At 41.6% G+C, this 14,363-nt stretch carries 9 protein-coding genes; 8 read left to right on the forward strand and 1 reads right to left on the reverse strand.

Annotation, left to right across the window (positions count from 1 at the left end; translation table 11 throughout):
• Positions 1-370 precede the first annotated feature (370 nt).
• From AC0UA9_RS16115 to feoB, 5 genes are all read left to right on the forward strand, one after another.
• Positions 371-2,227, forward strand: coding sequence for a diguanylate cyclase (locus AC0UA9_RS16115; protein WP_475661577.1), 1,857 nt, complete (start codon positions 371-373; stop codon positions 2,225-2,227).
• Positions 2,227-3,501 (forward strand): GGDEF domain-containing protein, encoded by a 1,275-nt coding sequence (locus AC0UA9_RS16120; protein ID WP_475661579.1) that lies wholly within the window; start codon positions 2,227-2,229, stop codon positions 3,499-3,501. The genes AC0UA9_RS16115 and AC0UA9_RS16120 overlap by 1 nt, the downstream gene beginning before the upstream one ends.
• A gap of 196 nt (positions 3,502-3,697) precedes the next feature.
• A complete protein-coding gene (gene parC / locus AC0UA9_RS16125; RefSeq protein WP_475661581.1) occupies positions 3,698-5,959 on the forward strand; it encodes a DNA topoisomerase IV subunit A in 2,262 nt (753 codons plus the stop codon).
• A 232-nt stretch (positions 5,960-6,191) separates the two neighbouring features.
• Positions 6,192-6,422 carry a FeoA family protein gene (locus tag AC0UA9_RS16130; protein WP_475661583.1) on the forward strand — a complete coding sequence of 77 codons (231 nt, stop codon included), beginning with the start codon at positions 6,192-6,194 and terminating at the stop codon, positions 6,420-6,422.
• A 71-nt stretch (positions 6,423-6,493) separates the two neighbouring features.
• Positions 6,494-8,653, forward strand: coding sequence for a ferrous iron transport protein B (feoB, locus tag AC0UA9_RS16135; protein ID WP_475661585.1), 2,160 nt, complete (start codon positions 6,494-6,496; stop codon positions 8,651-8,653).
• A 595-nt stretch (positions 8,654-9,248) separates the two neighbouring features.
• Here the strand turns inward: feoB and AC0UA9_RS16140 are convergent.
• The gene (locus tag AC0UA9_RS16140; RefSeq protein ID WP_475661586.1) at positions 9,249-9,854 is read right to left on the reverse strand and encodes a response regulator; all 606 of its coding nucleotides are present in this window, start codon (positions 9,852-9,854) and stop codon (positions 9,249-9,251) included.
• A 190-nt stretch (positions 9,855-10,044) separates the two neighbouring features.
• Between AC0UA9_RS16140 and AC0UA9_RS16145 the strand changes: the two genes are divergently transcribed.
• From AC0UA9_RS16145 to AC0UA9_RS16155, 3 genes are all read left to right on the forward strand, one after another.
• Entirely contained in the window at positions 10,045-11,580 is a 1,536-nt protein-coding gene (locus tag AC0UA9_RS16145) for a methyl-accepting chemotaxis protein (protein WP_475661588.1), read from the forward strand.
• 475 nt (positions 11,581-12,055) lie between these two features.
• Positions 12,056-12,553: a transcriptional regulator ArgR gene (gene argR, locus AC0UA9_RS16150; RefSeq protein WP_475661590.1), complete on the forward strand. Its 498-nt coding sequence runs from the start codon at positions 12,056-12,058 to the stop codon at positions 12,551-12,553.
• 196 nt (positions 12,554-12,749) lie between these two features.
• On the forward strand, positions 12,750-14,336 hold the full coding sequence (locus tag AC0UA9_RS16155) for an MBL fold metallo-hydrolase RNA specificity domain-containing protein (RefSeq protein WP_475661593.1): 1,587 nt from the start codon (positions 12,750-12,752) through the stop codon (positions 14,334-14,336).
• Positions 14,337-14,363 lie beyond the last annotated feature (27 nt).

Here is a 14,363-nt window from a genome sequence, read left to right on the forward strand (position 1 = left end):
AGATTAGGTGATAATAACGGGTATCTTGTAATGATACTTGCTGGCGGCGTGATTGGGTCATCATAAAACTCCTTACATTGCTGTTATATCAACATAGTCTAGAGTGTTTATTTTTTCAACAAAACATGGATGTCCTCATTTGAGGTTTTCAACAAAACATGGATGTCCTCATTTGAGGTTCCAAAACATGGATGTCCTCATTTGAGGGGCTAAAATTCAGTAGCATTGGATTTCTCAAATAATCACTTTATACTAGCTAAATAATAATAACGCCTACAGGTTAATCACATTGCTACTTAAGCGGTTGCTTCCATGTTTCACTACATTTATTTTCTTAATCTTGATGGTAGCCACTGTAGCAACTGCGGCTGTGCAACCTCAAGAGCAGGAAGATGTTGGCTTTACCGAAGCAGCGGTAACAATTGAATCACTCATCGACCAAAATATAGGTTTAGCACAAGCTAAATTAACAAAGTACGCTGGTAAAGTTAGCCAACTATCACTCGAGCAGCAAATCATCTACCAGCACTTGTTAACCAATATTTATATTCAACAAGGGCAGTTGCGTTTAGCAAAAGACAGCGCTAACCAAGGGTTGTCGTTAACTCAAGAGCTTTCTAGCCCCAGTTTATTAATTGCTAAGTTACTATATCAACGGGGTTTTATTTATGAAAGTAACGGCGATATGTCACTTGCCAGTACAGATTATGAAAACGGTTTAACATTAGCAAAGTCTTTAAACAACACTGTATTAATTACCAAAGGCTTAGTTAATTTAGGCGCTATTTACTACTTAACCGACCGTTATGAAAAATCACTTATCGCGCTGAATGAGGCACACAACCTTGCTAAAAATACAAACAACGAAGAACTAAAAGGCTCAATAAATGCCGAGCTGGGTATTCTTTACGGCAACCTCGACAGAAATAAACAAGCTATGGTTTATTACCAACAAGCCTACGAACACTATAAAAAGGCTAATAAAGTCAAAGCGTCGTTAAACTCATTAGTGAATATAGCAACAACCTACTCGTACGAAGAAGCATATGAGCAAGCTATTAAGGTGTATTACACCATCATCAACGAAGCTAAAAATGCTCCATTTAATGAAATACTGTACAGCACTTATTCAGGGCTTGCTTGGGCATATTTAAATAAACCAGAGCCCAATAAAGAAGCAAGTTATCGGTATTTGTTACAGTCAAAAAAATATATAAAAAATATTGAGCAACACAATATTGAAATAAACTCTTTAGTAGACGAGGCATTTATATTATTTGAGCTTGGTCATTATGAACAAGCACTCAATAGTATTGCTAAAGTTGAAGCTATCTTAGCCCATAAAGAACCACTTGGTCATTTAAAAATGGAAATCCAAGTGAATATTACACAGCTTAAAAGCCACACCTACTTTCAATTAGCAAATTATAAAAAAGCCTACCAGTTGCAACAACAGCACTTAACATTAGCACAAGCCCTGCGTAACAGTATAGCAATTGAGCCTATGGTTGAAGTACGCCTAGCATTAGAAGCTAAAGAAGCAGACTTACAAAAACAAGTATTGAAAAACGAGCAAGCATTACAACAAGCGTTATTACTAGAGGCAGAAAAAACACAAAAAAGACAAAAACTTTATTTACTTTACATCGCTGTAGTGGCTTTAATATTTGCCTGGTTTTTAGTTAAGTTAGTCCAAGGACATAAAAAACTGATTCATGTGTCAAGTATTGATACGTTAACAGGAATTGTTAACCGGCGTGAATTGATAAAAAGAGGCGAGAAATTATTTCAACAAGCGAAAAAAAATAACACCCATTTTAGCGTGCTAATGATCGACCTCGACTACTTTAAAAGAATTAATGATCAATATGGCCACAGTCGGGGTGATGCTGTGTTAAAAGAAGTTGTAGCACTGGGGAAAACATTAATGCGTAAAAACGATGTTTTTGGTCGTTTTGGCGGTGAAGAGTTTGTCATTTTCTTACCTAAAACTACAACAGAACAAGCCCAAGCAATCGCAGAGCGGTTTAGACAATCAGTTGAAGCACACCCTTGGGAAGGAAGCCATTCAGCACATGAAGCATTGGGCGTTAGCATTAGTATTGGCATCGCAAACAGCGCTGACTTTACCCACAATGACGCAGCAGACTTGTCAGCACTAATGAATCAAGCCGACAATTTACTCTATCAAGCCAAAAGCCAAGGCCGAAATAAGGTATGTGTATAATGACCCAAGGTTCGCGTTACTTACTCTTTTTAGCATCAGGTATTTTAATGGCGCTGATGACGGTACATACTTCATTAGCTGCATTTAATGAGCAAAACACCAATACCAACAAACTTAACGTTAACGCTAACACCCAAACGTTAGTGCCTCTAAATAAGGCAATTGTCAGCTTGGTTGAGCTCTCAACAAGTAAACCTAACCAAGCGGCAACTTTACTTAAACGCATCACTAATAACAAACAAGCACTTAACCACGCTGAGCAGTTTCTCCTACACCTAGCCCAAGCGAACATTAAGCAGTATAAACAACACCACCAAGACGTTATTGTATTACTTGAACAAGCAAAACTATTATCAAAACACCTTAGCAAATCACAAGTAAATGACCCCTTGTTCTTCAATGCATATTTAGTCTTAGCGACTAGCTATGAAGGTATTGAAGATTATAAAAATGCCTTTCTCAATAAAGAAATATTTGCTAAAAAACACGCTAACTACCATGAACTACAACGAAAAAATAAAATAATCCAACTAACCGAAAAATATGAAGTTGCGCACAAAACAGAAGAAAATAAACTCTTAACAAACCAAAACAAACTAAAGCAATTACGCATTGAACAAGTACACAAACAGCAACAGGACCAACAGCTAAAATTTATATTAATTGTTAGCACGATACTGTTTTTCATCTTATTGTACCTACAGCAATTGAAGGTTAGAAAAAAACTACTTTTACTGGCAAAAACCGACGGTTTAACGCAGCTATTAAACAGAGGCGAGTTATTTAAACGAGGCAATAAACTAGTCTCCACCGCCAACACACAACAAAGTGAACTAAGCGTATTACTGTTTGATATTGACCACTTTAAATTAATTAACGATCAATATGGCCATGCTGTCGGTGACCTTGTCTTAAAAAAAATAGCACAACTGGTCAGTGAAACAATGCGTGCACGCGACGTATTTGCTCGGCTAGGCGGCGAAGAGTTTGTTGCCATTTTACCTAACACCGATATTACTCAAGCAAAAGCAATTGCAGTGCGGGTCACGGAAAAAATTGCCCAATACAACTTTAGCGCACAAGGGGTTGAACGCAGCATAACCTTAAGCATTGGCGTTGCCGACTTACAAACTATTAACAACAACCAAGTGAAGCAGAACATCACCTTCGACAATATAATTCATGGCGCTGATTTAGCCATGTACAAAGCAAAAGCGCAAGGCAGAAACCAAGTGGTCACCTATAGCCATTCACTTTCTGAATTAACTTTTTAAATTCACTTGGTTACTAAAATCATATAAGCTATACCAATATTGAAGCTAATGGCTTATTACTTGCAGCACAGTGAGCATATAAAACGGTACTGCAAAAGCCGAAACACTGCTTTTAAAGTTAAACAAGCGCTTCAACACAAAATATAGCATTAATCTATGCGAATACTAATGTTTATTGGAATAGGAAAATCATTGCATGTCTGATGTGCTCGAATATAGCCCTGACGGGGTAGAACAGGTTCCGCTACGACGTTTTACCGAAGACGCTTACTTAAACTACTCAATGTACGTTATTATGGATCGCGCTTTACCGCATATTGGTGACGGCCTAAAACCAGTACAACGTAGAATCGTTTACGCCATGTCAGAGCTTGGCTTATCAGCAACTGCAAAATATAAAAAATCTGCTCGTACCGTTGGTGATGTCTTAGGTAAATTTCACCCCCATGGTGACAGCGCTTGTTACGAAGCCATGGTGCTGATGGCACAGCCATTTTCTTACCGTTATCCGCTAGTAGACGGCCAAGGAAACTGGGGTGCCCCAGACGACCCTAAATCATTCGCCGCCATGCGTTACACCGAGTCTCGCTTATCACGTTTTAGCGAAATACTGTTGTCTGAACTTGGCCAAGGTACGGTTGACTGGGTGCCAAACTTTGACGGCACCATGCAAGAGCCCAAAACGCTCCCAGCGCGCTTACCTCACATAATGTTAAACGGCATAACAGGCATTGCCGTTGGTATGGCAACTGACATACCTCCCCACAATGCCCGTGAAATTGCCAACGCTTGTGTGCACTTAATTGAAGAGCCCAAAGCCGAAGTGGCAGACTTATTAACCTTTGTGCAAGGGCCAGACTACCCAACCGACGCCGAAATAATTACGCCCAAAACCGACATTGAAAAAATTTACCAAACAGGGCGTGGCAGCATAAGAATGCGCGCTGTTTATCACCTTGAGCATGGCGAAATAGTTATCACCGCGTTGCCGCATCAAGCTTCAGGCGGCAAAATACTCGAACAAATAGCGGGGCAAATGACCGCCAAAAAATTACCTATGGTAATTGACCTACGTGATGAATCTGACCATGAAAACCCCGTGCGTTTAGTGGTTGTGCCGCGCTCAAACCGGGTTGACATTGACCAACTAATGCAGCATCTATTTGCCAGCACAGACTTAGAAAAAAGCTACCGTGTTAACCTCAACATGATCGGCTTAGACAGCCGCCCAGCGGTTAAAAACTTAAAAGAAATATTATCAGAATGGCTGGCATACCGCCGGGAAACAGTACGCCGACGCCTACAATATCGCCTAGACAAAGTGCTAGCACGCTTACATATTTTAGACGGCCTACTGGTAGCCTATTTAAATATCGACGAAGTCATTGAGATTATTCGTGGCTACGACGAACCAAAAGCCGAACTCATGTCACGTTTTGGTTTGTCAGACATCCAAGCCCATGCCATTTTAGAAATTAAACTAAGACAGTTAGCCAAGCTAGAAGAAATTAAAATTCGTGCCGAGCAAGACGAATTGCGCAAAGAGCAAGAGTACTTAGAAAAAACCCTTAATTCAAAAGCGCGTATGAACACGCTAATGAAAAAGGAAATTCTAGCAACAGCCAAAGACCATGGTGATGATCGCCGCTCTCAATTAGTAGAGCGCAGCGAAGCCAAAGCACTTACCGAAAAAGACCTAGTACCCAGTGAACCCGTCACCGTTGTTGTGTCAGACAAAGGCTGGGCGCGTTGCGCCAAAGGCCACGATATTGACCCAACAACCCTAAGCTATAAATCAGGTGACGCTTACTTATGCGCCGCCAAAGGTCGAAGCAATTGCCCAGTCGCTATTATTGACTCATCAGGGCGCGCTTTCGCCACCGACGCCCACACTTTACCCACAGCACGCAGCCAAGGTGAACCATTAACAGGGCGCTTTAATTTAGCACCAGGAGAAACTTTCGAGCACTGTGTTATGGCAGAAGACGAAAGTAAATACTTACTAGTTAGTGATGCAGGCTACGGTTTTATAAGCAAATTTAGCGATATGATCAGCCGCAATAAAAATGGTAAAGCGCTTATTACCTTGCCAGCATCAGCCAAAGTGCTTACACCACAACCCATTGAACACATAGAAACAGACGCATGCCTTACCATTACAACAGAAGGGCGCATGCTGGTATTCCCCGTAAAAAACCTACCGTTGCTGAGCAAAGGTAAAGGCAATAAAGTGATTAACATCCCAAGTGCTCGGGCCAAAGCACGAGAAGAATTTGTTACCGTTTTGGCAATCGTTCCCCAAGGCGCTTCAGTAACGCTACATGCGGGACGTCGCAAACTGACCTTAAAAACTAGCGACTTACAACATTACTGTGGCGAAAGAGGGCGGCGGGGCAATAAACTACCTCGCGGTTTACAACGAGTAGACAAAGTAGAAATAGAGCCTCAGGAAGACTAAATACTTGCTGCTTATCATTATTTTTATTGTGTCTTTTCTTGTGAAAGGTTATTATGTAAACAATAGTAATTCTCATTAATTAGCAAACTGTTTTCTGTATGCCTTGGTCAATTCTGCTGTGCTTTACAGCTAAACTAACGGCCAAGGTTTATACTTAGGTTAATGAGAATATTTCATTTTTATCTACTGAATATTTTATTTTATCAAGGGTGCGATAGGTGCGGCCATAGCCATGAAAATGACCTTAGCAGATATAGCAAAAAACCAAATCGTTAAAATTAGTGCACTACCACCTGACGAAGCATTGTCTGCCCAACTGTTAGAGCAAGGCTTTGCTTTACGTACCGAGGTGGCATTGGCACACAAAGCGCCTTTTAATGGCCCGTTAGCTTACCGGCTACACAATACCAAAATATGTCTTCAACGCTCTATAGCTGCGCAAATTCAAGTGGCAACCATTTAAGTTATAATTGAGTAACCTTAAAGAAAATGGTCAGTAAATGGTGTTCAGTAAACGTTATATGAGTGTTATTCATGAGTTGTTGTTCTAATTCTTCATCATGTGCCGACAGCACATTACCTGCTAACGGTTTGCATTATGCGTTAATTGGCTTTGCTAATTCAGGCAAAAGCACGCTATTTAACCGATTAACCGCTACTACTAAAAATGCAGCTAAACAACAGGTAGGTAACTTTTCAGGGATCACCGTTGCCGCTAAAAAAGCACCACTCATATTAAATAATAACCAAGCCTTTTTGTCTGACTTACCCGGTTTAAGTTCGCTTACCCAACGCACAGAGCAAGGGCAAGACTTAACCATTTCACAGCAATTTTTACAAAAAAACAGTATAGACTGCTTAATTAATGTACTTGACATTAACCAAATAAGCCGTCAACTTGCGCTAACAACACAGCTACTTGAATTGGGTATTCCCATGATAGTGGTTTTAAATAAAACCGATAGAAAATCACACCCTTGGGTAGATACTGACAAACTCAGTGAAGAGCTAGGATGCCCAGTAGTAGCGCTAAGTGCACAGGGTAAAAATGCCTTTGTCACCATAGAAAAAGCATTATTAGCCTGCGCAAAACAAAAAAAATTACCGGTAAGTGAACAGCCTCAAAAACCCGAAAGCTTGTCATCAAAACAAGCCAGGCAAGATTACGCCACAGACATTCTTTCAAGAGTAAGCGGTACCGGTAACGGCGCGCGTTTTTCCGATCGCTTAGACAACATAGCATTACACCCGCTAGCCGGTGTGCCCATATTTTTAGGTATGATGTACCTTCTCTTTATGTTCGCTATTAACGTAGGTAGTGCGTTTATTGACTTTTTCGATATTTTGGCAGGCACTTTATTTGTTGCTTATCCGCACCACTTACTTGAGCCATTAGGCTTACCTCAATGGCTTTTAATCACCCTAGAAGGTATTGGCATTGGCGTACAAACCGTGGCGACTTTTATTCCCGTTATTGCCTGTTTATTTATTGGTTTATCGCTACTTGAAAACTCAGGCTACTTAGCACGCGCCGCGTTTGTGGTAGACAATGTTATGCAAAAAATAGGCTTACCCGGTAAAGCCTTTGTGCCGCTTATTGTCGGTTTTGGTTGCACCGTACCCGCAGTAATGTCGGCTAGGGTGTTAGACAGTGAACGAGAGCGTATTACCACAGTAATGATGTCGCCTTTTATGTCTTGTGGCGCGCGCTTACCTGTTTATGCTTTATTTGCCGCCGCGTTTTTCCCTGACAGTGGGCAAAATCTTGTTTTCCTTTTATATTTAATTGGAATTGCCGCCGCTATTTTTACCGGCTTTTTACTGAAAAAAACCGTATTATCAGGCACAACAGCCTTAAATATTATGGAACTACCACCGTATGAAGTACCGCGTATTACAGCAATCAGCAAGCGGGTATGGCAGCGTACATATAGCTTTGTCACCGGCGCGGGCAAAACGATTGTTATTGTGGTGTGCTTACTGAACTTTTTAAACGCTATTGGCACCGACGGCAGTTTTGGCCACCAAAACAGTGAACAATCAATTTTAAGCCGCAGCGCGCAAGTACTTGTACCTGCATTAGCGCCAATGGGCATTAAAGAAGACAACTGGCAAGCAGGCGTCGGCATTATTACCGGAATTTTTGCCAAAGAAGTCCTAGTTGCCACCTTTAATAGTTTGTATTCTCCCCAAAGCGCTGTTGATGAAACCGACCCATCACTAAGCCAAAGCTGGCAAGAAGCGACAGACTCAATTAAAGAAAACTTACTCGGTATCGCCCCAGATGACCCCTTAGGTATCGACGTAGGTGATTTAAGCAACATAGAAGTAGCCGCTAAAGAGCAAGGCGTAGCGCTAAGCACATACCAAGTAATGCAAGCGGCATTTGCTGGCCAACTCGGCGCTTTTAGCTACTTACTCTTTATTTTATTATACACCCCTTGTGTAGCGGCAATGGGCGCAATAAAAAATGAAGTAGGCACGCGCTGGGCAGGTTTTGCGGGTATTTGGAGCTTTACACTGGCTTATTTAATGGCAACCTTATGTTTTCAACTAGGCAACTTCTTCGCCAGCCCATTAATCGCTAGCAGCTACATCGCCGCGGTAATACTCTCTTTTATTGGTATTTATCTCTGGTTAAAACATCAAGGCAAGAAAGTACTTACTATACCGATTTCAGTCAGTTATAACTAGGAAGACAATAGGCGCTAGCAAAAGTGATAGGCACCAGGGGTTGTTTTGTTTTGTTTTTTTCCCGTCTTCCTGAACTCGATTCAGGAGCTGGGCTTTGCTGTTATCACGTCATTAAAAACCGAGATTCCGTATTAAGTAACCTACGGAATGACGGGGTTGGGGCTGTTTGCTTTTGCTCCTTTTTCCCGTCTTCCTGAACTCGATTCAGGAACTATGTTTTGCTGTTATCACACTTGGTTTTCTCGTCTTCCTGAACTTGATTCAGGATCTATGTTTTGCAGTTATCACGTTACTAAAAACCGAGATTCCGTATTAAGTAACCTACGGAATGACGGGGTTGGGACCGTTTGTTTTTACTCCTTTTTTCCGTCTTCCTGAACTCGATTCAGGAACTGGGTTTTGCTGTTATCACGTCATTAAAAACCGAGATTCCGTATTAAGTAACCTACGGAATGACGGGGTTGGGGCCGTTTGCTTTTGCTCCTTTTTCCCGTCTTCCTGAACTCGATTCAGGAACTGGGCTTAGTGGCTGCCTAGTCCCTAGTCCCTAGCCCTAGTATCTAGTCCCTAGCCCCTAGTATCTAGTCCCTAATACCTAAAACCTAGCCTCTTCCCGGCAAACCAAACGGTGAGGGCAATATTTATCAATAATCGCTTTCAGTTCCTCACTGTCTAATGGTTTTTCAACACAAGCTTCAGCCCCAAGTTGAAGCAAATGTTGTAAATCATGCTCAGCTAACGTCTTAGTCTTGTTCATGGCAACAACCGTTATATTACAGGTGGCAGCGGTGGTTTTAATGCGCTGACAAATTGACAACCCATTAACGCCGGGCATAGTTAAATTTATCAATATCAAATCAGGTTTAAATAAATGCAGTAAATCGGCAGCGTCAAAGCCATTACCAGCAAATTTAATGGTTGCTTTGGGGCAAAAGCTGGCTAAAAATTTTTTCAACTTAGCCACATACTCTTCATTGTCGTCCACAATTAAAATAGCAAAGTCGCAGCTTACCTTTTGTTCGCACACCGCATTAGGCAACAAGGATAAAATATCCTTTTTATCAAAGCGACGGTGGCCACCTAAAGTAGTAATAAAAGGCAAACGGCCAATATTAGCCCAATGACGAATGGTCGTGGGCGCAACATTTAATAACTTCGCCGTTTCAGCAGGCGTTAATAACGACTTATTTAGAGTGTTCAAATGTTTTTCCTTTAAAACGCATAGTGTTCATCAGAAAGCCTATATAGGTCTTAATGTAGATCAACAGAAGGTCTTTTATAGATTTTAATGCTCTCAGCTAAAAATTAATGTACCATGGCAACGTTTGTCGTTTTTGTCGTTTTTGTCGTTTTTCATCCAAATAACATAACTCTATAGCGCGAGAAGTAAAGTGAATAGAAAATCCCCAGCACTCATTAATGAAGAAGTAGTTTTTCAACAAAATGAAGAACTAGTTTCTACCACCAATACAAAAGGTGTTATCACCTACGCCAATGCCGCTTTTTGCCGTATAGCAGGTTACACATTTGATGAACTGGTGGGACAAAACCATAATATTGTTAGGCACCCTGACATGCCGCGCGAAGCCTTTAAAGACTTATGGGATAAAATCGCAGTAGGTCAACCTTGGCGTGGCGCGGTAAAAAATCGCTGTAAAGATGGCCGTTACTATTGGGTAGACGCTTTTGTTACCCCAATGTTTGAAAATGGCCAACTTGTTGGCTACCAGTCAGTCAGAACGAAATTAAACGAAGACACTAAGCTTACAGCAAGCAAAGCGTATCAAGCAATAAAAAATAAAAAGTCACTGAATAAATGGCATGAAAATACGCTGCTAAAACACCTGGCATACTGGGGAGGCAGTTTTGCGGCTTTATCAGCGGCAGTGTATTACCCATACGCTATGTTGATATTACCATTTTTACCTTTTGTACTCTTTAAAAACGAACTCATTAGCACGCCAAAATACTTTCAACAACTTAGGCAAGAATACGACAGCGTGTCACGTCTTATTTATTCAGGCAGCAAACCGCAAAGCATTGTTGATTTTCAAGCAAAAATCTCTGCCGGTAAAATTAACACTATTTTAGGCCGTATTCTCGACAGCAACACCGTTCTTAATTCAGGGGCAGAAACCCTAACAACAGCCGCAACAAAAGCAAAAGATGGCACTGAAAAAGAAACCCACGAACTGCACCAAGTGTCTACCGCAGTAGAAGAAATGGTATGTACCATCGACGAAGTCGCTAAAAACACCACTTTTACATCACAAAAAGTAAGCCAAGCGCATACCGATTGCAAAACAGCAACCCAGGCTATGCAACATACCATGGAGCAAGTAACTTTACTGGCAAAAGAAGTCGCCCACTCAGCTTCATCAGCGTCAGAGCTCGCCAACGAAGCTGAAAAAATTGGCAGCATAATGCATGAAATTCAAGGCATTGCCGACCAAACCAACTTACTGGCTTTAAACGCCGCCATAGAAGCGGCAAGAGCAGGTGAGCACGGTAGAGGTTTTTCAGTGGTCGCAGACGAAGTACGTGCTTTATCAAGCAGAACACATGCCGCAACCGAGCAAATACAAACATCCATTACAGAAATTCAAAATACGTTATTAACCTGGTCAAAAACCATGGCGCAAGGCAAAGACTCCGCCGACCATTGTGTCGAAGAAGCCTCAGAAGCACGTGATGTAGTCAATAAAGTATACGAGCTACTCACCGACATTGCTGACCTTACTATTCAAATCTCAAGCGCGTCAGAAGAGCAAAGTATGGTGTCACAAGAAATAAGCCGTAATATCATCAACATCAGCGACGCTTCACAAGACAACCTTAAACAAGCCCACATTGTTGAAAATGAAACTGAACAAATCCAACAAAAAGCCAATGATCTAGGGTCACTAGGGCAAGCTTTTGGTAACTAAATAAAGAAAGTGATAAAGGGCGAACGGTGAAGTGAAAATGCTAAAGTATGAATGGTTAATGTTGAATTATTAAAAGCAAAACCTAGCCCCTAGTACCTAGCCCTAGTACCTAGTCCCTAGAACTTAGTCCCTAGTCCCTAGTACCTAGAACTTAGCCCCTAGTACCTAGTACCTAGTACCTAGTCCCTAGAACCTAGAACCTAGAACCTAGAACCTAGAACCTAGAACCTAGAACCTAGAACCTAGAACCTAGCACCTAGTACCTAGTACCTAGTACCTAGTACCTAGTACCTAGTACCTAGTACCTAGTACCTAGTACCTAGTACCTAGTACCTAGTACCTAGTCCCTAGAATCTAGCCCCATCACTCTATCTATTTAGTGTAAAATACGAATATACTATTGTGTATTAGTTAAAATCGTATTTTAATAACAGTACTTATCTATACTAGCTAAATAACCGTGAGACATCAGTGAATGACCACTCCTAGAAAACAAACCGAATCAAATTTGGTGTATGCCTTTAAACGTTTATTAAAAGAGCAATGCTATGGCTCGCAAGGGCAATTAGCACAAGCGTTGGCCGAGCAAGGCTTTAACAACATGTCGCAAGCGAAAATATCACGGCTATTGTCACGGTTAGGGGCAGTAAAAACGCGCAATGCCAACAATGAAATGATCTACATATTGCCCGAAGAACTCGCCGTGCCAAAGTCAAAGCATTCTATAGAGTCAGTGGTGTTAAGCGTTAAACATAATGGTATGCAAATAATACTTAAAACCGGTATTGGCGGCGCACCGTTAATTTCTAGAATGCTTGACAGTATGGGCGAGTCAGCCGGTATTTTAGGCACACTAGCAGGTGACGATACCATTTTTATCGCCCCCGTAGCAGCTGATCGCATTGAAGAAATCACACAATCAATCCGTGCTTTGCTTGGCGTTAAAGGGGGAGGTGATAATACTGAATTTTGAAGGGGGAATGGTTAAGAGCAAAAGCAAACAGCCCCAACCCCGTCATTCCGTAGGTCACTTAATACGGAATCTAGTGTCTTTCTTTAGTTAATGCTAAAGTGATAATGTTGAATGTTGAATTTTTTAATTATTAAAAGCAAAAGCAACGCCTGAACCACGTTCAGAAAACAAAAACAAACAAAAATAAGGGACTATTATGAACATTGAACACCATGGTGCAGTAAACGGGGTAACTGGCTCGTGTCATCAACTTCACATTAATCAACATAACTCAATACTCATTGACTGTGGCCTTTTTCAAGGGGCTGAAAAAGACCAAGGCCAAGAGGTAAATCAACACAGTACCAACCACAGCTTAACCGACGCACAACTCACCATTGATTTTAACATCAGCACAGTACGTGCGTTGGTGGTTACCCATTGCCATATCGACCACGTTGGCCGTATACCTTATTTACTTGCCGCTGGTTTTACCGGGCCAATTTACGCAACCATAGCCACAGCACAGCTTTTACCCTTAGTGATTGAAGATGCATTAAAAGTGGGGGTAACGCGCAATAAATCTATAATAGCTGCCTGCCTAAAACGATTGAAAACACAACTGGTGCCAGTTGAATACAAAACATGGCAACCGCTTACCCTAAAAGGCGCTGAGCCTATGCAAGCCAAGCCCAGCCAAGGCGAGGCTGTTGAAGAAACAACCGCGAAAATCAAATTTCAAGTAGCAGGGCACATCCTTGGCTCTGCTTATATAGAGGTAGTGGTAGAAAATAAAAACTTAACAAAGGAAAACAGCATTGAAGCGAATACTCAACACAGCGCTAAGCACAATAGTAAACACCAAGCCAAAACCAAACACACCATAGTATTCTCAGGTGATTTAGGCGCACCTTACGCACCCTTGCTACCCGCGCCTAAAAGCCCTTACCGCGCCGACACCTTAATAATAGAGTCAACCTACGGTGACAAAAACCACCAGCGGCGTAAAGAGCGCACTAAAAACTTACAACACATTATTGAAAAAGCAGTAGCCGACAATGGCGTAGTACTTATACCCGCTTTTAGCATTGGCCGAACCCAAGAGCTATTATACGAACTTGAAAAAATCATTCACCAACAGCAAAAACAGCCGCAACAAAATAAACAAACAACCCTGTGGCAAAACATCGACATCATTGTCGACTCACCCATGGCAGCAAAATTTACCCAACAATACCGAAGTTTTAAAAACCTCTGGGACAAGGAAGCAAAACAAACCCTTAACGCCAATCGCCACCCATTAAATTTTGAACAACTCTACACCGTTAACAGCCATCAAGAACACCTAAACACCATTGCCTATTTAGCCAAAGGTCGTCGTTTTTCTAAAGCAAAACCGGCCATAGTTATCGCCGCTAGCGGCATGTGCAGTGGGGGCAGAATAGTAAACTACCTAAAGCAATTTTTAACCGACACCACCGCCGACATCCTCTTTGTTGGCTACCAAGCCCAAGGTACATTAGGGCGCAGCATTCAACAATACGGCCCAACAGTAAGCCAACCCAACAAGCAAGGTTATGTGTATATCGACGGCACACGCATCAACATAAAAGCCACCGTTCACACCATTAGCGGTTACTCAGCCCACGCCGACCAAAACGGGTTAATTAACTTTGTAAAACGCATGCGCCACCAACCCCAGCATATAAAAATAGTACACGGCGACGACCAAGCCAAAAAAGCCCTCGCAAAAAAATATCAACAACTCTTACCCAATGCCAACATAGAAATACCAAAGGGCTAAGTAATAATGGTAAATTTTAAATGGTAA

The organism is Colwellia sp. F1 (assembly GCF_056238625.1).